Source organism: Thioalkalivibrio sp. ALJ21, assembly GCF_000378605.1.
Taxonomy (GTDB): Bacteria; Pseudomonadota; Gammaproteobacteria; order Ectothiorhodospirales; family Ectothiorhodospiraceae; genus Thioalkalivibrio.
This window is the reverse complement of sequence record NZ_KB905156.1, coordinates 18274-38422: the sequence shown is the minus strand read 5'-3', so window position 1 is coordinate 38422 and position 20149 is coordinate 18274. Positions and strand designations below refer to the sequence as shown.

The window sequence follows — 20149 nt, the reverse complement described above, 5'->3', positions numbered from 1 at the left end:
GATCTCCCTATGCCGCTGATCCGGCGTCACCCCGTCGATGCCCCCGCCCCGCGCCGCGAGATCTTCGGCTGGGCGATGTTCGATTTTGCCAACCAGGCCTACACGCTGCTGATCATCACGGTGATCTTCGGCGATCTGTTCACCCGCATCATCGTCGGCGACGGGCCGGACTACCGGCTGGGCAATCTGCTGTGGAGCCTGGCCCTGGCGATCAGCTACGGGATGGTGGTGATCGCCGCCCCATTCGCCGGTGCGATCATGGATGCCACGGCCTCGCGCAAGCGCTTCCTGATGGCCTCCTGGATGCTGACCGTGGTTGCCACAGCGATGCTCTACTTCGTCGAGCCGGGGCTGGTGGTCTTCGGCATGGCGCTAATCATCGCCTCCAACTTTGGCTATGCGATTGGCGAATCCTTTATCGCCAGCTTCCTGCCGAGCCTCGGGCCGCCGGAGAAGCTCGGCTGGATCTCCGGGCTCGGCTGGGGCATGGGCTATGTCGGCGGGCTGATTGCCACCGCCTTTGCCCTGGGTCTGCTGGGCGATGTCAGCGAGGAGAACTTCGAGCGCATCCGCTGGGTGGGGCCGTTCGCCGCGGCCTTCTTCCTGATTTCCGCGATCCCGACCTTCCTGTTCCTGAAAGAGCGCGGCACGCGCCGGCGGATGCGTCGGCGGTTGCAACTGGGGTTGGGCTGGCGCCGCGTGCGCGAGGCGCTGGTCACCCTGGCTCAGCGCCGCGAGCTGCGTGCGCTGTATGTGTCCATCTTCTTCATGATGGCCGGGATCTACATCATCATCTCCTTCACCTTCATCTACGGCTCGCAGGTGATCCAGTGGGAGGAGTCCGTGCGCATCGCGATGTTCGTGATCACCCAGGTCACGGCGATCATCGGGGCGATCGGGTTTGGCTTCCTGATGGACCGCGTCGGGCCGGTGCGTATCTACCGCATCACCCTGGCGCTGTGGGCGCTGGCGGTGCTGGCGATCTTCGGTACCTCGGCCATTGCACAGTGGCTGAGCGCGTTGCTGGGCCAGCCCGTTGAGGCGCAGATGGTGTTTCTCGGGGTCGGGATCATTGCCGGGCTGTGTCTGGGGGCCGCGCAGTCGGCCGGGCGCGCGCTGGTGGGCATGATGGTGCCGGTCCGCGAGGCGGGGCGCTGGTTTGGCTTCTGGGCGCTGTCGGCGCGGGCGGCCGCGATCTTTGGCCTGGTCGGGATTGGCCTGCTGCAGGCCTGGCTGGGCCTGGCCAACGCCATCCTGTTCTGCCTGTTCCTGTTCGTGGCCGCCCTGCTGGCGTCGATTCCGGTGCATCTCGCTCGGCGCAACCGCGAGCCCGATACGGCCTGACCCGGAGGGCCGTTGCGGTGCCCTAATCGTGATCGCGCGCCGGCACGCGCGGGTCCTCCACCTCGTTCTCGTCCAGCATCTGCGTATCCAGCATGAACCCGATCGCGGCGTCGCTGATGCCGTTGATCACGAACTGCACGGCCAGCACCGCGAGGATCAGGCCGAAGACCTTGGTCAGGATGTCCTTCCCGGTGTCGCCCAGGTACTGGACGATATAACGCGAGTAGACCATCGCGTAGTAGCAGGCGACCATGCAGGCCAGCACGCCGAGGAACACGAGTCCCGTGTGATAGACGGTCGGGGCCTCGCTGGTCAGGATCATCACCGTGGCGATCGCGCCCGGGCCGCTCATGAACGGGATCGCCAGCGGGATCACCGAGATGTCCTCGGTCACCTGTCCCTTGTCGGCCTTGACCTCCTCGGCGGTCTCCTTCTCGGTCGCCCCCTTCTGCCGGATCATGCCGATCGCGATGCCGAACAGGATGATCCCGCCGGCGATGCGAAACGCCGCCAGGGTGATCCCGAACAGCTGGAAGATCACCCCGCCCAGCAGGGCAAAGGCGAACAGCAGGGAGGTGGCGACCTTCACCGAGCGCAGCGCGATCGCCCGGCGCTTCTCCTCCGATGCGCGCGGCAGCATCGCCATGAAGATGAACGCCGTGGTCAGCGGGTTCACGATCACGAACACCGCCAGGAAGGTGACGACCAGGTATTCCAGCAACACGAGCATGAGTTTGAGCTTAGGCCGGAACCCGCAAGGTTGCGAGGCAGGCTCGCGCAGGTGGCCTGGTCATACCGATCGCCACGACGCTTCGCGCCTCGCGATGACGGTGCCCCCCTTCGCGTCATTGCGAGGAGCAACGCGACGAAGCAATCTCCATGGGAAGCCCCGACGCCGGACCGTCGCGTGCATGGGCAGGGACGGGGCCCGGTCGTTATACTCTGCGCGCATGAAGAAACGCCTGCATCCCGAATCCTTCCCGACCCTCGAGCACTTTGTCGGCAACACGCCGCTGGTGCGCCTGCAGCGCATGGCGGCGGATCTGCCGTCCACCGTGCTGGTGAAGCTCGAGGGCAACAATCCCGCCGGTTCGGTCAAGGATCGGCCCGCGCTGAACATGATCCAGGCGGCCGAGCGCCGCGGGGACATCCAGCCCGGCGATACCCTGATCGAGGCCACCAGCGGCAATACCGGCATCGCGCTGGCGATGGTCGCGGCGATGAAGGGCTATCGCATGATCCTGGTGATGCCGGACAACATGTCCGCCGAGCGCCGCGCGTCGATGAAGGCCTTTGGCGCCGAGCTGGTGCTGGTCTCGCGCGAGGAGAGCATGGAGGGCGCGCGCGACCTGGCCGACCGCATGGAGGCCGAGGGCAAGGGCCGGGTACTGAACCAGTTCGGCAACCCGGATAACCCCGATGCCCACTACATCGGGACCGGGCCGGAGATCTGGCGCGACACCGAGGGCACGGTGACCCACTTCGTCTCGGCGATGGGGACCACCGGCACCATCATGGGTGTGTCGCGCTATCTGAAGGAGCGCGACCCCAGCGTGCAGATCGTCGGCGTGCAGCCCACCGAGGGATCGTCGATCCCCGGTATCCGGCGCTGGCCGGAGGCGTACCTGCCGACCATCTTCGAGGCCTCGCGCGTGGACCAGACCGTGGACGTGACCCAAGAGGAGGCCGAGGACACCATGCGCCGGCTGGCTGCCGAGGAGGGCATCTTCGCCGGGGTCTCCTCCGGCGGTTCCGTGGCCGCGGCCCTGAAGCTTGCGGCCACGACCGAGGGCGGCACCTTCGTTGCGATCATCTGTGACCGCGGCGACCGCTACATCTCCACCGGCGTGTTTCCCGCATGAGTGCCCCGATCCTGGTCTTCGATCTCGAGACCGTCCCCGACATCGACGGCGCACGGCGCCTGCACGACTTCGAGGGCCTCGACGATCACGAGGTGGCCGAGGCGCTGTTCGCCCTGCGCCGCGCGCAGGCCGGCACGGAGTTCCTGAAGCACCCGCTGCACCGCATCGTCTCCATCGGCGTGCTCTACCAGGGCGGCGACGCGCTGAAGCTCTCTGCCTTCGGGCGCGAGGGCGATGACGGCCAGGCGCCGACCGAGGCCGAGCTGCTGCGCCAGTTCTTCGATGTAATCGACAAGCGCACGCCGCAGCTGGTCAGCTGGAACGGCGGCGGCTTCGACCTGCCGGTGCTGCACTACCGCGCGCTGGTCAACGGTGTGCAGGCCCCGCGCTACTGGGAGCAGGGCGACGACGACCGCGAGTTTCGCTACAACAACTACCTGTCGCGCTTCCACTGGCGCCATGTGGACCTGATGGACGTGCTGGCCGGCTTCCAGGGCCGCGCGGTCACCAGCCTCGACATGATGGCGAGCCTGCTCGGCTTTCCCGGCAAGCTGGGCATGGACGGCTCCCAGGTCTGGCCGGCCTGGCGCGACGGCCGCGCCCGCGAGATCCACGACTACGTGGAGCACGACGTGCTGAACACCTATCTGGTCTGGCTGCGCTTCGAGTACATGCGCGGCAATCTGACCGACGCGGCCCTGGCCAGCCGGCAGCAGCAGCTGGCCGAGTACCTGGAGGCCAGCGGCGCGGCCCACCACCGGGAATTCCTCGACGCCTGGCAGCCGGCCGGACGCGCGGACTGATGGCACGCATCGACAAGACCCCCTTCGAGGCCACCATCGAGGAGGTCACGCTGGATGGCCAGGGCGTGATCCGCCGCGATGGCAAGGCCTGCTTCATCCACGGGGCGCTGAAGGGCGAGCGGGTGATGGCCCAGCAGACCGGGCGCAAGCGCCGCTTCGACAGCGCCGAGGTGGTCGAGGTGCTGGAGCCGGCCCCGGGCCGGGTCGAACCGCCCTGCGAGTTTTTCGGCCTGTGCGGCGGCTGCAAGCTGCAGCATGCCTCCATCGAGAACCAGCGTGCGATCAAGGAGCAGGCCCTGTTCGATGCCCTGGAGCGTATCGGCCACGTGACCCCGGAGGCCCGTTTCGAGCCGCTGACCGACACCACCCTCGGCTACCGCCGCACCGCGCGGCTGGGGGCGAAGTACGTGCCGAAGAAGGGCGGGGTGCTGGTTGGCTTTCGCGAGCGCGGCAGCCCGTATCTGGCCGAGATGGGCCACTGCGAGGTGCTGCACCCGGCCGTGGGGCAGCGCATTCGGGCCCTGCGCGAGCTGATCGGCGGCCTCGAGGCGCGCGACCGCCTGCCGCAGATCGAGGTGGCGGTGGATGACGACGAGCGCGTGGCGCTGATCTTCCGCAACCTCGATCCGCTGTCCGAGGCGGACAGCGCGCGCCTGTCGGCCTGGGCGGAGGCCGAGGGCATTCAGGTGTACCTGCAGCCTGGCGGCCCGGAGACGGTGGAACCGCTGGCCGGGCCGATCGAGCCACTGGTCTATCGCCACCCGGACTACGGCGTGTCGGTCCCGTTCATGCCCACGGACTTCATCCAGGTGCATGCCGGCATCAACCGCAAGATGGTCCCGCAGGCGCTGGCCGCGCTGGACCTGCAGCCGGGCCAGCGGGTGCTGGATCTGTTCTGCGGGCTGGGCAACTTCACCCTGCCGCTGGCGCGCACGGTGCCCGAGGGCGAGGTGGTCGGTGTCGAGGTGGACGACGCGATGCTGGCACGGGCGCGCGCCAATGCCCGCGACCAGGGCATCGCCAACACCCGCTACGAACGCGCCGATCTGGATGACGTCGAGGCCCTGAAGAACGCCGCATGGCTGGCCGAACGCTACAACCGCGTACTGCTGGACCCGCCGCGTACCGGCGCGGCCGCGGTGATCGAGGCACTGGCGCCGCAGCGCATCGAGCGCATGGTCTATGTTTCCTGCAACCCGGCCACGCTCGCCCGTGACGCCGAGCGCCTGGTGCATCATCATGGCTATCGCTTGGAGCGGGCCGGGATCATGGACATGTTCCCGCATACCGCCCATGTGGAATCCATGGCCGTGTTCCGGCGCGACTGACGCGCCGGCCCGACGAGCCAAGAGGGAGAGACCGAATGCTGGAGATCGTACAGGCAGGCGGCTGGCTGATGCTGCCGATCCTGCTGTGTTCCGTACTCGCGGTGGCGATTGTGCTGGAACGCCTGTGGACGCTGCGGCGTTCGCGCGTGGTCCCGCCACGCCTGCTCGGCACGATCTGGGAACAGATGCGCATGCAGGGGCTGACCCTGGAGGATATCCAGCGCATCCGTGCCGGTTCGCCGCTGGGTGCTGTGCTGGCCGCCGGCCTGGCCACCCATGACCGCGCGCGCCAGATTACCCAGGAGAGCATCGAGGAGGCCGGCCGTCGGGTGGCTCACGAACTCGAGCGCTACATGAACACGCTGGGTACCATCGCGATGATCACCCCGTTACTGGGTTTGCTCGGCACCGTGGTCGGGATGATCGAGGTTTTTACCGTGATCACCGAGATCGGCGTGGGCAGTCCGCGCGATCTGGCCGGGGGTATCTCCCAGGCCCTGATCACCACCGCCGCCGGCATCGGTGTGGCGATCCCGGCGCTGGCCTTCCACCGCTACTTCCGGGGCCGCATCGATGAACTGGTGCTGGAGATGGAGCAGGAGGCGACCAAGCTGGTCGAGGTGATCCACGGGGAGCGGGACGCAACCGCTGCCACGCCGGAAGGCGGAGTCACCGCGTGAACTTTCGCAGGCCGCACCATGACGAGCCGGGCGTCAACCTGACGCCGCTGATTGATGTGGTGTTTCTGCTGCTGATCTTCTTCATGGTCTCGACCACCTTCGATCAGCATGCGGACATCGAACTGACCCTGCCCTCGGCCGACCGCGAGGCCGAAGCGGTCGAGCGGGCCTGGCTGGATATCGTGGTGGATGCCGACGGCAACTACTTCGTCAACGGCCAGGAGTTGGTCAACCGTCGCGCCGAGACCCTGGAGCGCGTGTTGTCCGAGGCGCGTGAGGGCCGCGAGGATGACCCCGTGCTGATCCGCGCCGACGCCAATGCGTCGCATCAGTCGGTGGTGCGCGCGCTGGACGTGGTCGGCCGCCTGGGCATTACCTCGGTCTCGATCGCGACCCTGGGCGAGCGCGGCGACGATGACTGAGGGCCCGCGCGAACATGCCGCCTCCGGGGCTGCGCATGGGGGATGAGGCAGCGGGCTACGGTGATCGCCCGCTGCCGGTCTGGCGTGCCGTCTGGCGCGACTATCGCCAGGGCAACGGGGTACGGGCGCGGGCGCGCCGCGGCTTTTTGAGCCCGCCCGCCGAGCGCGGGCGTCTGGTCTGGATTAAGGCTGGCGGCACCCCCGAGGATGTACGCCTGGGCATTGAGCTGCTGGGCGCCGTGCGCGACAAGCGTCAGGACGTGCGCATCGTGCTGACCTTCGAGCAGGACTACCCCGAACTGTTCGAGCGCCATATGCAGCCGTTCAGGAAGGTCGGAGTGGGCTATGGCCCCTGTGATCGCCCGCGCGTGGTGCGCCGTGTCCTGGATCGCTTCCAGCCCCACGGCATCCTCCTGGCCGGGGGCGATGCCCCGCGCAGCCTGCTGGCGCAGGCCCGATGCCCGGTGGTGGTGGTCAATACCCGTACCCCCACGTGGAAACCCGCGCGGCCAGTGGACCAGTATTGGCCCCTGAACACATCCACGAGCTGGGCCAAGGATGCTGTGGCCGACACACTGCCGGTCGCCGATCCCCAGGCGCGCTTCGTCGAGGCCCAGGCGGACGTGGTCCTGCGCGCCCTGGTGGGCGGGGAGGTGCAGCGGCTGTGGTGGTGGCATGGACGTGACGACCAGTGGTCGGCGTGGCGTGCGGCCTGGGAGGCTTCCGGCATGGGGGCGACCGATATCCTGCTGGCCAGTCGCCGGGGCGGGGCGGCGGCGACTGCGCGCGATCTCCCGGGGGCCGGGCTGCGGGTCTCGGACTGGGATCGCTCGGCGCTGGCGCCGGGGGCCATCCTGCATCTGGATGACCGGCGCTGGTTTGCGGCCGCCGCCAGCGCCGCGCATGCGGTACACCTGGCCGCGCCCGACCGTCAGGCCCTCTGGCAGGGGCTGGCGGGGGGCGCGGCCGTGAGTCTGGGGGAGGCGCCGGCAACCGAGGTGCCATGCCCGGTGCTGGAGGACTCCGCCGCCGTGCTGGAGGCCTGGGCGCGCCTGCGGGACGACCCCGCCACCCGGCGCCAGCAGGGCGATGCGGCCCGGCGGCGCTTCTGGGAGGAGCGCCGGCAGGTGGATGCCAACTTCGATGCCGTGCTGCGGCGGGTCTGGGACTGGTAGCCATGGGCCGGTTCAAGGCGTGGCTGGGCGCCCGAATCTGGGATCAGTGGTGTCAGCGCGGGCCGTTCGCGGCGGCGATGTACCCGCTGTCGCTGGCCTATGCCGGGGCGGTGGAGTGGAATCGCCATCGTCTGGAGCAGGCCCGGCGGGGCATCACGATCCCGGCCAAGGCGGTGATCGTGGTCGGCAACCTGACGGTGGGTGGCAGCGGCAAGACCCCGATGACCATCTGGCTGGCGAAGCGCCTGGCGGATGCCGGGTATCGTCCGGGTATCGTCAGCCGGGGCTACGGCGGGCGTGGGGATGTCGCGGGGATTCGAGTGACCCCGCTGTCCGACCCCGTGGTGGTCGGGGACGAACCCCTGCTGATTGCACAGCGCACCGGGGTCCCGGTGCAGGTCGACCGCGATCGTGTGCGCGGGGCGCGGGCGCTGACGGACCAGGGCGTGGATGTGGTGATTGCCGACGACGGGATGCAGCATCACCGCCTGCCGCGTGACATCACCATCCTGATGATCGACGGCAAGCGCCGGCTGGGGAATGGCCTGTGTCTGCCGTCCGGGCCGTTGCGCGAGCCGAAGACCGCGCGGGAGCGGGCGGACTTCGTGCTGGTGACCGGGGGCGAGCCCGGCCCCGGCGAGTTCGCGATGGAGCTGGTGCCGTCCAGCCGTCTGCAGCGCGTGGATGGGCATGGCGAGGGTTACAAGCCGCATCGCTTTGCCCGTCGCGATGCCCATGCGGTCGCCGGCATCGCCGACCCGGAGCGCTTCTTTCGCATGCTCGAGGCGGCCCAGATCGACATCATCCGCCACCCGTTTCCGGATCATCACCGCTTTCGTCCGCACCAGATCCGCTTCGGTGACGGGCTGCCGGTTCTGATGACCGAGAAGGATGCCGTAAAATGCCGGGCGTTCGCGCAGGAGAATCACTGGTACTGGCCGATTGCGGCCCGCGTGCCGTCCGCCTTCGAGTCGGCTTTGCTGGCCCGTCTGGAGACGGTCGCCCGAATCAAGAAGACGCTGATCTGACCGCGTCGCAACTACTATTGGGGTATTAAATGGACAAGCGTCTGCTCGATATTCTCGTCTGCCCGGTGACCAAGGGCCCGCTCAAGTACGACCGCGAGAACCAGGAACTGATCTCCGTCTCCGCCGGTCTCGCCTATCCGATCCGCGACGAAATCCCGGTGATGCTGGAGGACGAGGCCCGCGCCCTGTCGGACGAGGAAAAGGAGCGCTGGCGCGACGCCTGAGCGTTCCATGGCCGCCTTCCATGTCGTGATCCCGGCCCGGATGGCTTCCAGTCGGCTGCCGGGCAAGCCGCTGGCGGCTGTCGCCGGGCGCCCGCTAATCGCGCATGTGATCGCCCGGGCGAAGGAGAGCCGGGCCTCGCGCGTGATCGTCGCGGCGGACGACGAGCGTATCCTCGATGTCGCGCACCAGTGCGGGGTCGAGGCCTTTGCCACCGATCCCAACCTGCCCTCCGGTACCGACCGCATCGCGGCGGTGGCTGCCGCCGAGGGCTGGGGCGACGAGTCCATCGTGGTCAATCTGCAGGGTGACGAGCCGCTGACCCCGGGGCCGCTGCTGGATGACCTGGCCCGCCTGCTGGCCGACGCGTCGGAAGCGGACATGGCGACCTTCGGCGTCCCGATCCGCCGCCCAGAGGACCTGGCCGACCCGAACCAGGTGAAGCTGGTCACCGATGCGTCGGGGCGCGCCCTGTATTTCTCGCGTGCCCCGATCCCCTGGGATCGCGAGGCCCATCGGGAAGGCCGTGCCCCGGCGCTGGATCAGGCGACCCGGCATCTTGGCGTCTATGCCTACCGTGCCGGCTTTCTGCGTCGCATGAGTGCCGAGCCACCCGCCGCCCTGGAACAGCTGGAGCAGCTCGAGCAGCTGCGGGCCCTGGCCATGGGTGCCTGGATCCAGGTCGGCCGTCGCGGCGAGGCGCATCCGCCGGGTGTCGATACCCCGGAGGACCTCGACCGAGTGGATGCCCTGCTGTCGGGGCGTACCCGCGTCTAGGGAGCCACTGATCGAATCGCGCGCAAAAGCGACTTGCGCGCTAACGTGCGATTCGATCAGTGTCTCCCTGGTGAGCGAATTTCCCGGCTTCGGCCGGGGGCTGGCGCAGACGCGGGGCGCCGCTCCTGCTACCATCGCTGATTGATTCTGAAACCCCCGGCACCAAGCGCCGGGGCGACCCCGGAGCACGCAGAGACCACCATGCTGCAAGCAATTCGCGACCGGGCGAGCGGCTGGCTCGCCTATGTGATTATCGGCCTGATTACCATCCCCTTTGCTGTCTGGGGGCTCGGGGAATATTTCGGTGGCTCCGGCCCGCTCGTCGCGGCCGAGGTCAACGGGACCGATATCCAGGTGCGCGACGTGCACAACGAGGCGCGCGCACAGCGGGACCAGATGGCCCGCATGTTTGGTGGCCAGATCCCGGATGACCTGCTCGACGAGGAGGGCATTCGCATGCAGGCGCTGGAGACCCTGATTCGCCAGGAACTGCTGCGCCAGGCAGCCGACTCGGCGGGCTTCAAGGCCGCAGGGGACAGCATCTCGCGCGAGATCCGCGGGATGCCCGTATTCCAGGAAGGTGGCCAGTTCAGTCGCGAGCGCTATGCGCAGTTGCTCAATGCGCAGCGTCTGAGCCCGTCGGACTTCGAGCGCGACATCGGCCGGTCGATCATCCTGTCGCAGCTCCAGGGCGGCATCCAGGCCACGGGCTTCCCGGCGGATGCAGTGGTGGATGACTTCAGCCGCCTGCGCAACCAGACGCGTGTCGCCAGCTGGCGCATCTTCCCGGTCGATGATTTCGACCAGCCGGACGTGGTCGACGACGAGGCGATCGAGGCCTATTACGAGGCCAATCAGGACGATTTCACCACCGAAGAGCGGGTGCGTATCGCCTACCTGCAGCTCGACCCCGAGGCACTGGAAGACGCGGTGGATGTATCCGAGGACGATATTCGCCAGCACTACGAGGTGAACCGCAGCCGCTACGAAGAACCGGAGCTGCGCGAAGTGCGCCAGATCCGGATTCAGGACACCGGCGAGGAAGGCGAGGCGAAGATCAACGAACTGCGCGATCGCCTGGACGACGGCGAGGACTTTGCCGAGCTGGCCGAAGCCTATTCCGAGGACAGCCTCAGTGCCGACCGTGGCGGCAGCCTCGGCGAGATCGCCCGCGGCGACCTGGATCGCACGCTCGAGACCATCATCTTCACGCTGCCGGAGGGGCTGATCAGCCGCCCGGTGCGTACTGATCGGGGCTGGTTCATCCTCGAGGTGACGTCTATCCAGGAGGCCCGCCCGCAACCGTTCGAGGACGTGCGGGACGAGGTTGAACGCGATCTGCGCGACCGCAGCGCCGAACAGATGCAGATCGACGCCCTGGATGACCTGATGGGGCAGGCCGCCGAATACCCGGACAGCCTGGAGCCGGCCTCCGAGGCGACCCGTCTGGAGATCCAGACCAGCGACTGGTTTACCCGCGGCTCCGGCGACGGCATCGCCCAGCACCGTTCGATCCGCAATGCGGCCTTCGATCCACGCGTGCTGGAGGATGGTCACAACAGCGAGGCGATCGACCTGCAGGATGGCTCGACTGTCGTGCTGCGAATCGAGGAGCACGAGCCGTCCGAGGTCCGTCCGCTGGCCGAGGTCGAGGACGAGATCCGCGAGCGTCTGCGGCGCGAGGCTGCCGCCGAAGCCGCCCGCGAAGCGGGTGAGGAGTTGATCGCGCAGCTGCGTGACGCCGACGACTGGGCAGATGCCATCGAGGATGACGACGCCTGGCAGATGGAGCGCGAGGTACGCCGGGATTCGCCGGTGGATGGCGATAACAGCGTGCCCGGTGGCTTGCAGCAGCACCTGTTCCGCCTGTCGGCCCCGGGCGAGGACACCGTCGAGATCAGCGGTACTCGGCTGGGGAGTGGCGACTTCGCTGTCGCGATCCTGCATGAAGTCAGGCTCGACGAGCAGGAGGCGGACGAGGCGATGCGTCAGCAGGCCCGCGAACTGATGCGCAATGCCTATGCCAGCGCCGAGTTCCGTGCCTATCTGGCCTGGCTGGAATCCGAGGCGGATATCAAGCGTTATCCGGAGAATCTGGACTAGTCGCACCCAACGGGCGGTTCATCGAAACCGCCGAACATAAAAAGGCCCGGTCCGCGAAAGCGGGCCGGGCCTTTTTCGTGGGTCGCGTACCCTGCCAGCCGGACGGCCGGGGCGGGCGCTTAACTGTCCTTGTCGAGCCCGATCTCGGCGGCGCCCAGGCCGACGGTGTTGTAGCCCGAGTCGACGTACATCACCTCGCCGGTGATCCCGGAGGCCAGGTCGGAGCAGAGGAAGGCCCCGGCATTGCCGACCTGTTCGGTGGTCACGTTGCGGCGCAGCGGCGCGTTCGCCTCGACGTGGTCGAGGATGCGCTTGAACTCGCCGATGCCCGAGGCGGCCAGCGTGCGGATCGGACCGGCGGAGATCGCATTCACGCGAGTGGTTTCCGGGCCCAAGGTGTAGGCGAGATAGCGGACATTGGCCTCGAGACTGGCCTTGGCCAGACCCATCACGTTGTAGTTCGGCATGGAGCGTTCGGCGCCGAGGTAGCTCAGGGTCAGGATGGAGGCGTCGCGGTCCTTCATCATGCCGCGACCGGCCTTGGCCAGGGCCGCCAGGCTGTAGGAGCTGACATCGTGGGCGATGCGGAAGCCGTCGCGGGTCATGTTGTCGAGAAAATCGCCGTCCAGTTGCTCCTTCGGGGCGAAGGCGACCGAGTGCACCAGGATATCGACGCCGTCCCAGTAATCGTCCAGACGCTCGAAGACCTGCTCGATCTCGCGGTCGTCCTCGACGTTGCAGGGCACGAGGATGTCGGAGTCGAAATCGGCGACCAGCTTCTCCACACGGTCGCGCAACCGTTCGTTCTGATAGGTGAACGCGAGCTCGGCGCCCTCGCGATGCATGGCCGAGGCAATGCCGTAGGCGATGGAGCGGTTACTGGCCACGCCGACAATCAGCGCGCGCTTGCCCTTCAGAAAACCCATGTGAATCTCCTTGAATCTGGTTCGTGTCGGCGCCCTTGAAAGGGGCCGCCCCGTGGCGGCCGGACCGGGCGGGAACCCAGTGCCGACGCGACTGTCTCGGGATCATACCGATGTGCCGCGGGTCGGGCCAGCTAGGGGAACACTGACCAATGTACACGCTCGCGCTCGAGTCGCCTTTGTGTGTGAACGAGGCGCGGTGACTGCCGTGCAGTCATTCTGCACAGGGGTGCCAACGCGAGTGTGTACATTGGTCAGTGTTCCCCTGCACCCGGTGAGAGCGGCGGGCGGGATTGCTATAGTGCGCGAAGTGCGGTCTGCATCGTTTGTCCCTGGGGAGCGCGGACGTCGGTGCCACTCAAGAGCGGAGGCCTTGTGAGTCGTCATTTTGGTTGGATTGTCACCCTGATCGTGCTGGGCATCCTGTTGTTGCTGGTCATGGTGCAGGTGGATCGCCAGTGGCAGCGCATGGCCGCCATGCAGAACATGATGAGCGAGCAGGCGCGCGACCTGCGGGCACTGCGCCGCAGTCTGCAGAGTCTCGAGTCCGATCTGGCCTCGGGGCGTTTCACCACTGGGGACGGCGAGCGCGCACCTCGGGTCGCGGAGGTCCCCTCGGCATTCGAGCGGGCGGCCGAGGCGGCGGGGCGTGATGATTATGCCGAGGGCGACTGGCTGGTGCAGGCCTTCGGTACGGGGCTGGCGACGATCACACCCTATGTCTCCAGCGACGCCTATGCCGCTGACGTACAGAACTACGTGCTGGAATCGCTGGTGCAGCGCCATCCGGAGACCCTGGACTGGCAGGGCTTGCTGGCCGCGTCCTGGGACTTCGATGAATCCGGTCAGGAGCTGACCTTCCAGCTGCGTCCTGGCCTGCAGTTCTCCGACGGCGAGCCGCTGACCGCGGAGGACGTGGAGTTCACCTTCAACTTCCTGATGACCGATGCGATCGCGGTGCCGCGCGCGCGGGCCTTCCTGGAGAAGGTCGAGAAGGTGGAGGCGGTGGACGAGCGTACCGTCGTGTTCACCTTCGAGGAGCCGTATTTTGACGCCTTGCGGGTCGCCGGTGGGCTGAACGTCCTGCCAAAGCATTTCTACGAGCGCTACCTCGACGAGCCCGAGACGTTCAACGAGTCGCGCGGGATTCTGCTGGGATCCGGCCCCTACCGGCTCGAGGACCCGACCGGCTGGACGCCGGATGCCGGGCGGATCGAACTGGAGCGCAATCCGCGCTACTGGGGGCCGGTGGAGCCCTCGTTTGACCGGCTCGTCTGGCGCGTGATCCAGAATGACAGCGCGCGCCTGACGACCTTCCGCAACCGCGACATCGACGTCTACGGGGCCCGGCCGCGCGAATACGCCCGGCTGCGCGATGACGAGGCCCTGCGTGAACGCGCGGATACCCACGAATACATGAGCCCGACCGCGGGCTATTCCTATATCGGCTGGAACCAGAAGCGCGATGGCGAGCCGACCCGCTTTGCCGATCCCCGCGTGCGCCGGGCGATGAGCTATCTGACGGATGTCGATCGCCTGATCGAGCAGGTGATGCTGGGCTATGCCGAGCGCGCGATCAGCCCGTTCAGCCCACGCAGCGACCAGCACAACCCCGACCTCGAACACATCCCCTTTGATGTCGAACGCGCGCTGGAGCTGCTGGCCGAGGCCGGCTACTCCGAGAAGAACCGCGACGGGGTGCTGATCAATGAGGACGGCGAGCCGTTCTCGTTCGACCTGGTGTACTTCCAGGACAACGAGGACACCCGCCGTATCGCCTTGTTCCTGCGCGATCTGTATGCCCGCGCCGGGGTTCATATGCGGCCGCAGCCAACCGAGTGGTCGGTGATGCTGGAGAAGCTCAGCCGCCAGGACTTCGATGCCATTACCCTGGGCTGGACCAGCGGCGTGGAGGTGGACATCTACCAGATGTTCCACTCCAGCCAGACGGTCTCTGGTGGTGACAATTTCATCAACTACGAAAACCCCGAGCTGGATGCCGTGATCGAGGCCGCGCGCGGCGAGGTGGACGAAGACAAGCGCATGGAGCACTGGCGCGAGGCCGAGCGGATCCTGGTGGAGGATCAGCCGTATACCTTCCTGATGCGGCGCCAGACCCTTGCCTTCATCGACCGGCGTATCCAGAACCTGGAACAGACGGCACTCGGCCTGAACCTCGGGTTCGTGCCGGTGGAGATCTACGTCCCGTTTGACCAGCAGCGGTACGGGCAGTAGCCGCATGCCAACCGGGGCCGGAGTGCCAGAGAACCCGCGCACGCCATGCTGACCTACATCCTGCGCCGCCTGATGCTGATGGTGCCGACGCTGTTCGGCATCACGATCGTGGTCTTTGCCGTGATGGCGGCCGCGCCCGGTGGCATCAGCGCACTGACCCTGATCGAGGGGCAGGGGCTGGAGCCGCAGGCGCAAAAGGCGATGGAGGAGTACTACAACCGCCTCTATGGCCTGGACCAGCCGCCGCCGGTGCAGTACGGGCGCTGGTTGAACAACATCTCGCCGGTGGGCTTTGCCCAGGACGAGGACGGCTCGCTGACCGGCTGGCCGAAGCTGAAGGCCCCCAATCTCGGGACCAGTTTCCGCTTTGGCCGCCCGGTTTCCGATCTGATTGCCGAACGCCTGCCGATCACCCTGCTGTTGAATGTGCTGTCCATACCACTGATCTACATCGTGGCGGTGGCCGTCGGGGTGCGGGCAGCCACCCAGCAGGGGCAGGCCTTCGATTCCCAGTCCGGGGTGGTGCTGCTGGCCCTTTGGTCGGTGCCCACAATGCTGGCGGGCGTGCTGCTGATCGGTTTCTTTGCCTCCGATCAGTTCTGGCAATGGTTTCCGACCGGGGGCTTGAGCCAGCGGGCGGCGCTGGACATGACTTTCCTGCCGACGGTGGAGGTGGCCTGGGCCATACCGCTGCTGCTGGTGCTGCCGTTTCTGGGGGCGGCACTCGGCATTTACCTGGCGCGTTACCTGCCCGCGCTGATCCGGGGCGGGCTCGGTGCGGCCATTGGGGGCTTCTGCGGTTGGCTGATGTTCAGTGACCTGGCGCCTGCGGGCTGGATCAGCACGACGGTTGCCATGGGGATCGGTCTGGTGCTGGGCTGGCTGATGGCGCACAGCGACTGGGGCGTGCTGCGTGGCTTTTACCTGGGCACGGTGGGCTTGGCCGCGGGGTTTGCGATAGCGCTGGGCTTGGCGCCGGGCAGCATGGTCCCGGGTTTCCTGCTCGATCGCGCCTGGCACCTGGTGCTGCCGGTGTTGTGCCTGTCCTATGGGGGACTCGCCTTCCTGGCCAAACTCTCGCGTTCGTCGGTGCTGGAGAACCTGAACTCGGACTATGCCCGCACCGCGCGAGCCAAGGGCGTGCCCGATCACGAGGTGCTGTGGCGACATGTGTTCCGGAACAGCCTGCTGCCCCTGATTACCGTCTCGGCCACGCTGTTGCCGTCGCTGCTGGCCGGGTCGGTGATCGTGGAGGCGATCTTCTCGATCGACGGGATGGGCAAGCTCGCGGTGGAGGCGGTGCAGACCCGCGACCGTGAACTGGTGCTGTCGATCACCCTGATCTCCGGCGTGCTGACCCTGGTTGGCTATCTACTGGCGGACCTGGCCTATGCCATTGTCGACCCGCGGGTGAGCTATGACTGAGTCGGTACAGCAGGTCGAGGGCCGTCGCAGCCGCTCCTGGGCACGTCGTGTGGTCGGAGAGGTGCTGCTGCGCTGGGGCGCGCGGCTGGGGATCGGCTGGATCGCGCTGCTGACGCTGGTCGCGATCCTGGCGCCCGTGCTGGCCAGCTCGCACCCGCTGCTGGTGCAGACGGCGGACGGCTGGTCCATGCCGTTTCTGCGCTACCTGACCGCGGCGGATGTCACGCTGTTCGGGATGCTGGTGCTGGCGGGCGTGTTCTGGCTGCTGCCCGGCCGGCCCTGGCGGCGCTTTGTACTCTGGGGAGTGCTGAGCGCGATTCTGGGGGCGGTCGCCTGGCAGACGGTCTCGGCCCCCTCGCTGGTGATCTACGAGCAGTACCGCGAGGCCGAGGCGCAGGGCGAATACCAGACCGTGATCCGAGCGCCGATCCCGTATTCGCCGCGCGACTACCTGCGGGATTACGCGGACACCGGGCTCGAGGCCCCGCGCGAGTCCCCCGATCGCGTGCACTGGTTCGGTACCGACGACAACGGCGCGGACGCGCTCTCGCGCATGATCCATGCCTCGCGCATCGCCCTGTCCATCGGCTTCATCGCCACCGGGATCGCACTTGGGATCGGGGTGATACTGGGCGGGTTGATGGGCTATTTCTCGGGGATCGTGGACATCATCGGTATGCGCCTGGTAGAGATCTTCGAGGCCATCCCGACGCTGTTCCTGCTGCTGACCTTCGTCGCCTTCTTCGGGCGCTCGCTGTACCTGATGATGCTGATCATCGGCCTGACGTCGTGGTCCGGCTATGCGCGTTATGTGCGCGCCGAGTTCCTGCGCCTGCGCCAGCAGGACTTCGTGCAGGGGGCGATCGCCTCCGGGCTGTCGCTGCCCTCGATCCTGTTCCGCCATATGCTGCCCAACGGGATCGCGCCGATCCTGGTGGCGGCCAGCTTTGGCGTGGCCTCCGCGATCCTCGCCGAGGCCACGCTGTCGTTCCTGGGCCTGGGGCTGGTGGACGAGCCCTCCTGGGGGCAGATGCTGAACCAGGCGGTGCAGAGCTCCACCTTCAATTGGTGGATGGCGGCCTTCCCGGGGGGCGCGATCTTCCTGACTGTGTTCGCCTACAACCTGATTGGCGAGGCCCTGCGCGATGCGGTGGACCCGCACTCGCGCTCGGCCGCGAAGGCGGCCAGCCATGCCGCGCCGGCCCGCCCGGCCGCCTCGGGTGCCACCAGCGGGGGGGTGCGCTAGGCCATGCTCGAGGTGCGCAACCTCCGCATTCGCCATCGCGACAGCGAGGCGCCGCTGGTCGAGGACATCAGCTTCTCGATCCGCGCAGGCGAGCTGTTCGCGCTGGTGGGCGAGTCCGGGTCCGGCAAGTCGATCACGGCGCTGGCGATCATGCGGCTGCTGGACGGGGGCTTCGAGCCCTCCACGGGTGAGGTCTGGCTGGCCGGGCACGGGACCCGGCAGGAACTGCTGGGCCTGCCGGACCGCGTGATGCAGCAGGTGCGCGGGGATCGAGTGGGCATGATCTTCCAGGAACCGATGACCTCGCTGAACCCGGTGCTGACTGTGGGCGACCAGATCGACGAGGTCCTGCGCCTGCATCGCCCGCAGATGACCCCGGCCGAGCGCGAGGCGCGGGTGCTCGAGGTGCTGCGCGAGGTCCAGCTGCCGAACCCGGAACAGCGGCGTCACGACTATCCGCACAAGCTTTCCGGGGGGCAACGTCAGCGCGTGATGATCGCGATGGCGCTGGTGGCGGAGCCGGATCTGCTGATTGCCGACGAGCCGACCACCGCGCTGGATGTGACCATCCAGGCCGAGATCCTGAAGCTGATTGATCAGCTGCGCGAAAAGAACGGGATGGCCGTGCTGCTGATCACGCATGATTTTGGGGTGGTCGCCTCGGTGGCGGATCGCGTGGCGGTGATGCACAAGGGCCGGCTGGTGGAGCAGGGCGAGTGTCATCCCTTGTTACGCGATCCACAGGATGCCTACACACGCAAGCTGATCGGGGCCCTGCCGGAGAACCTGCCGGCCTTGCCCTCCGTGCCGGGGGCCGGGCGCGAGACGCTGCTGGACGTGCGCGACCTGCAGGTCCACTTCCCGGTGCTGAAGGGCTTGATGCGTCGCCAGGTGGATGTCGTGCGTGCAGTGGACGGTGTGTCGTTCCAACTCGAAAACGGTGAGGTGCTGGCGGTCGTGGGGGAGTCCGGCTGTGGCAAGACGACGCTGGGCCGCGCGATACTGCGCCTGATCGAACCCACCGGCGGCGAGATCCGCTATCGCGACCAGCCGCTGACCGGGATGCCGCGCAAGCCTTTGCGGCGTCTGCGCCGTCACCTGCAGGTGGTATTCCAGGACCCGGCCTCGTCGCTGAACCCGCGCCTGAACGTGATGACCCTGCTGACCGAACCGATGGCCGTCCACGGGATCGGCGAGGATCAGGAAGATCGCATCGAACGCGCCCGGGCGACCCTGGACCAGGTCGCGCTGCCGCCGGATACGCTGTGGCGCTATCCGCACGAGTTCTCGGGCGGCCAGCGTCAGCGCATCGGCATCGCCCGGGCCCTGGTGCTGGACCCGGACGTGATCATCTGCGACGAGGTGACCAGTGCACTGGATGTCTCGGTGCAGGCGGAGGTCCTGCAGATCCTCGGCCGACTGCGGGTCGAGCGCCGCCTGGCGCTGATCTTCATCACTCACGACATGGGCGTGGTCGAGTATTTCTCCGACCGCATGCTGGTGATGCACGACGGCCGTATGGAGGAGATCGGCAACACGGCCGAGGTGCTGGCCAATCCGCGTGCCGACTACACCCGGCACCTGCTGGACGCGGTGCCCCGGGTCTCGCGCTACGTGCAGTAACGCTCGTCCATCTGGCGGTTGCCTAGCTCGCCTCGTGGGTGCCGAAGGCGCGGGCGCGCAGGGTGTTGTCCAGCAGCATCGCCACGGTCATCGGGCCGACCCCGCCGGGGACCGGCGTAATCCAGTCAGCCTTTTCCGCAGCCGCATCGAACTCCACATCACCGCACAGGGTGCCGTCTTCGCGGCGGTTGATGCCGATGTCGATCACCGTGGCGCCGGGTTTGACCCAGTCGCCCTTGACCAGGCCCGGCTTGCCGGCCGCCGCGATCAGGATGTCGGACTGGCGCGCGATACCCGCGGTATCCGGCGTAAAGCGGTGGCAGATGGTCGGGGTGGCCCCGGCCAGCAGGAGTTCCAGGGCCATCGGGCGGCCCACGATGTTGGAGGCGCCGATCACGCAGGCGGTGCGGCCCTTGAACGGTTCGTCCAGGTGGCGCAGCAGCTGGATCACGCCCCAGGGGGTACAGGGGCGCAGGCGCGGAATGCGGGCGACGAGCCGGCCGACGTTGTAGGGGTGGAACCCGTCAACGTCCTTGGCGGGCGAGATGCGCTCGATCACCGTCTCCGGATCGATATGGCTGGGCAGGGGGAGCTGCACCAGGATGCCGTCGATGGTGCGGTCGGCATTGAGCTGGTCGATCAGGGCCAGCAGGTCCGTCTGCGGCGTGCCCGAGGGCAGGTCGTATGAGTGCGAGACCACCCCCACCTGTTCGCAGGCCTTGCGTTTGTTGCGCACGTAGACCTGGGAGGCGGGGTCGGACCCGACCAGCACCACCGCCAGACCCGGTGGACGCAGGTCGCGGGCGGTCATGGATTCGATCTCGGTGGCGATGCGGGCGCGATGGGTCTGGGCAATCGCGCGGCCGTCGATGAGCTGGGCGGTCATGGGAGGCTCTGTCTCGGAAACTGGCCGCGATCATCCCACGCGCGCGGGAGCGCCTCAAGCCAGTATG

18 protein-coding genes are annotated in these 20149 nt (G+C 67.6%); 15 read left to right on the top strand and 3 right to left on the bottom strand.

The features are described from left to right. The first annotated feature begins 9 nt into the window (after window positions 1-9). Entirely contained in the window at window positions 10-1344 is a 1335-nt protein-coding gene (locus F579_RS0106180) for an MFS transporter (RefSeq protein WP_019023959.1), read from the top strand. A 22-nt stretch (window positions 1345-1366) separates the two neighbouring features. Here F579_RS0106180 and F579_RS0106175 read toward each other — a convergent pair whose 3' ends face one another. Then, window positions 1367-2074 (bottom strand): MarC family protein, encoded by a 708-nt coding sequence (locus tag F579_RS0106175; RefSeq protein WP_019023960.1) that lies wholly within the window; start codon window positions 2072-2074, stop codon window positions 1367-1369. A 220-nt stretch (window positions 2075-2294) separates the two neighbouring features. Here F579_RS0106175 and cysM point away from each other — a divergent pair, with 220 nt between their 5' ends. The 10 genes from cysM (at window position 2295) to F579_RS0106125 (ending at window position 11744) form a co-directional block, all read left to right on the top strand. Then, window positions 2295-3206, top strand: coding sequence for a cysteine synthase CysM (cysM, locus tag F579_RS0106170; protein WP_019023961.1), 912 nt, complete (start codon window positions 2295-2297; stop codon window positions 3204-3206). Beyond that, window positions 3203-4009 (top strand): 3'-5' exonuclease, encoded by an 807-nt coding sequence (locus F579_RS0106165; RefSeq protein ID WP_019023962.1) that lies wholly within the window; start codon window positions 3203-3205, stop codon window positions 4007-4009. Before cysM ends, F579_RS0106165 begins: the two co-directional genes overlap by 4 nt. Beyond that, window positions 4009-5337: a 23S rRNA (uracil(1939)-C(5))-methyltransferase RlmD gene (rlmD, locus tag F579_RS0106160; protein WP_019023963.1), complete on the top strand. Its 1329-nt coding sequence runs from the start codon at window positions 4009-4011 to the stop codon at window positions 5335-5337. Before F579_RS0106165 ends, rlmD begins: the two co-directional genes overlap by 1 nt. A gap of 35 nt (window positions 5338-5372) precedes the next feature. Further along, window positions 5373-6017: a MotA/TolQ/ExbB proton channel family protein gene (locus F579_RS0106155; RefSeq protein ID WP_018860499.1), complete on the top strand. Its 645-nt coding sequence runs from the start codon at window positions 5373-5375 to the stop codon at window positions 6015-6017. Continuing rightward, on the top strand, window positions 6014-6439 hold the full coding sequence (locus F579_RS0106150; protein ID WP_018860498.1) for a biopolymer transporter ExbD: 426 nt from the start codon (window positions 6014-6016) through the stop codon (window positions 6437-6439). The genes F579_RS0106155 and F579_RS0106150 overlap by 4 nt, the downstream gene beginning before the upstream one ends. A 35-nt stretch (window positions 6440-6474) precedes the next feature. Beyond that, window positions 6475-7614 carry a glycosyltransferase N-terminal domain-containing protein gene (locus F579_RS0106145; protein ID WP_019023964.1) on the top strand — a complete coding sequence of 380 codons (1140 nt, stop codon included), beginning with the start codon at window positions 6475-6477 and terminating at the stop codon, window positions 7612-7614. Window positions 7615-7616: 2 nt separating this feature from the next. Continuing rightward, a complete protein-coding gene (lpxK, locus tag F579_RS0106140) occupies window positions 7617-8642 on the top strand; it encodes a tetraacyldisaccharide 4'-kinase (protein WP_019023965.1) in 1026 nt (341 codons plus the stop codon). A 29-nt stretch (window positions 8643-8671) separates the two neighbouring features. Beyond that, window positions 8672-8866 carry a Trm112 family protein gene (locus tag F579_RS0106135; RefSeq protein WP_012982008.1) on the top strand — a complete coding sequence of 65 codons (195 nt, stop codon included), beginning with the start codon at window positions 8672-8674 and terminating at the stop codon, window positions 8864-8866. Between the two features lie 7 nt (window positions 8867-8873). Beyond that, window positions 8874-9641, top strand: a complete 768-nt coding sequence (gene kdsB, locus F579_RS0106130) for a 3-deoxy-manno-octulosonate cytidylyltransferase (protein WP_019023966.1) — start codon at window positions 8874-8876, stop codon at window positions 9639-9641. Between the two features lie 201 nt (window positions 9642-9842). Beyond that, entirely contained in the window at window positions 9843-11744 is a 1902-nt protein-coding gene (locus tag F579_RS0106125; RefSeq protein WP_019023967.1) for a SurA N-terminal domain-containing protein, read from the top strand. Between the two features lie 119 nt (window positions 11745-11863). Here F579_RS0106125 and F579_RS0106120 read toward each other — a convergent pair whose 3' ends face one another. Beyond that, window positions 11864-12670, bottom strand: coding sequence for an enoyl-ACP reductase (locus F579_RS0106120; RefSeq protein ID WP_018138759.1), 807 nt, complete (start codon window positions 12668-12670; stop codon window positions 11864-11866). A gap of 372 nt (window positions 12671-13042) precedes the next feature. Between F579_RS0106120 and F579_RS0106115 the strand changes: the two genes are divergently transcribed. Genes F579_RS0106115 through F579_RS0106100 form a run of 4 tightly spaced genes read left to right on the top strand, consistent with a single transcriptional unit; the run spans window position 13043 to window position 19196 of the window. Continuing rightward, complete coding sequence (locus tag F579_RS0106115) at window positions 13043-14902, top strand: peptide-binding protein (protein WP_019023968.1); 1860 nt, start codon at window positions 13043-13045, stop codon at window positions 14900-14902. A 45-nt stretch (window positions 14903-14947) separates the two neighbouring features. Continuing rightward, window positions 14948-16327 (top strand): ABC transporter permease, encoded by a 1380-nt coding sequence (locus F579_RS0106110; protein ID WP_019023969.1) that lies wholly within the window; start codon window positions 14948-14950, stop codon window positions 16325-16327. After that, window positions 16320-17573: an ABC transporter permease gene (locus F579_RS0106105; protein ID WP_019023970.1), complete on the top strand. Its 1254-nt coding sequence runs from the start codon at window positions 16320-16322 to the stop codon at window positions 17571-17573. Before F579_RS0106110 ends, F579_RS0106105 begins: the two co-directional genes overlap by 8 nt. A 3-nt stretch (window positions 17574-17576) precedes the next feature. Further along, window positions 17577-19196 carry an ABC transporter ATP-binding protein gene (locus tag F579_RS0106100; RefSeq protein ID WP_019023971.1) on the top strand — a complete coding sequence of 540 codons (1620 nt, stop codon included), beginning with the start codon at window positions 17577-17579 and terminating at the stop codon, window positions 19194-19196. Window positions 19197-19218: 22 nt separating this feature from the next. Here the strand turns inward: F579_RS0106100 and folD are convergent, their stop codons facing one another. Next, window positions 19219-20082: a bifunctional methylenetetrahydrofolate dehydrogenase/methenyltetrahydrofolate cyclohydrolase FolD gene (folD, locus tag F579_RS0106095; RefSeq protein ID WP_018860488.1), complete on the bottom strand. Its 864-nt coding sequence runs from the start codon at window positions 20080-20082 to the stop codon at window positions 19219-19221. Between the last annotated feature and the right edge of the window lie 67 nt (window positions 20083-20149).

Coding starts and splice junctions, on each gene's coding strand:
- F579_RS0106175 (WP_019023960.1), bottom strand. CDS start 2,074: ATGCTCGTGTTGCTGGAATACCTGGTCGTCACCTTCCTGGCGGTGTTC.
- folD (WP_018860488.1), bottom strand. CDS start 20,082: ATGACCGCCCAGCTCATCGACGGCCGCGCGATTGCCCAGACCCATCGC.
- F579_RS0106180 (WP_019023959.1), top strand. CDS start 10: ATGCCGCTGATCCGGCGTCACCCCGTCGATGCCCCCGCCCCGCGCCGC.
- F579_RS0106135 (WP_012982008.1), top strand. CDS start 8,672: ATGGACAAGCGTCTGCTCGATATTCTCGTCTGCCCGGTGACCAAGGGC.
- lpxK (WP_019023965.1), top strand. CDS start 7,617: ATGGGCCGGTTCAAGGCGTGGCTGGGCGCCCGAATCTGGGATCAGTGG.
- F579_RS0106145 (WP_019023964.1), top strand. CDS start 6,475: ATGGGGGATGAGGCAGCGGGCTACGGTGATCGCCCGCTGCCGGTCTGG.
- F579_RS0106120 (WP_018138759.1), bottom strand. CDS start 12,670: ATGGGTTTTCTGAAGGGCAAGCGCGCGCTGATTGTCGGCGTGGCCAGT.
- F579_RS0106100 (WP_019023971.1), top strand. CDS start 17,577: ATGCTCGAGGTGCGCAACCTCCGCATTCGCCATCGCGACAGCGAGGCG.
- F579_RS0106110 (WP_019023969.1), top strand. CDS start 14,948: ATGCTGACCTACATCCTGCGCCGCCTGATGCTGATGGTGCCGACGCTG.
- rlmD (WP_019023963.1), top strand. CDS start 4,009: ATGGCACGCATCGACAAGACCCCCTTCGAGGCCACCATCGAGGAGGTC.
- F579_RS0106125 (WP_019023967.1), top strand. CDS start 9,843: ATGCTGCAAGCAATTCGCGACCGGGCGAGCGGCTGGCTCGCCTATGTG.
- F579_RS0106165 (WP_019023962.1), top strand. CDS start 3,203: ATGAGTGCCCCGATCCTGGTCTTCGATCTCGAGACCGTCCCCGACATC.
- F579_RS0106105 (WP_019023970.1), top strand. CDS start 16,320: ATGACTGAGTCGGTACAGCAGGTCGAGGGCCGTCGCAGCCGCTCCTGG.
- F579_RS0106155 (WP_018860499.1), top strand. CDS start 5,373: ATGCTGGAGATCGTACAGGCAGGCGGCTGGCTGATGCTGCCGATCCTG.
- kdsB (WP_019023966.1), top strand. CDS start 8,874: ATGGCCGCCTTCCATGTCGTGATCCCGGCCCGGATGGCTTCCAGTCGG.
- cysM (WP_019023961.1), top strand. CDS start 2,295: ATGAAGAAACGCCTGCATCCCGAATCCTTCCCGACCCTCGAGCACTTT.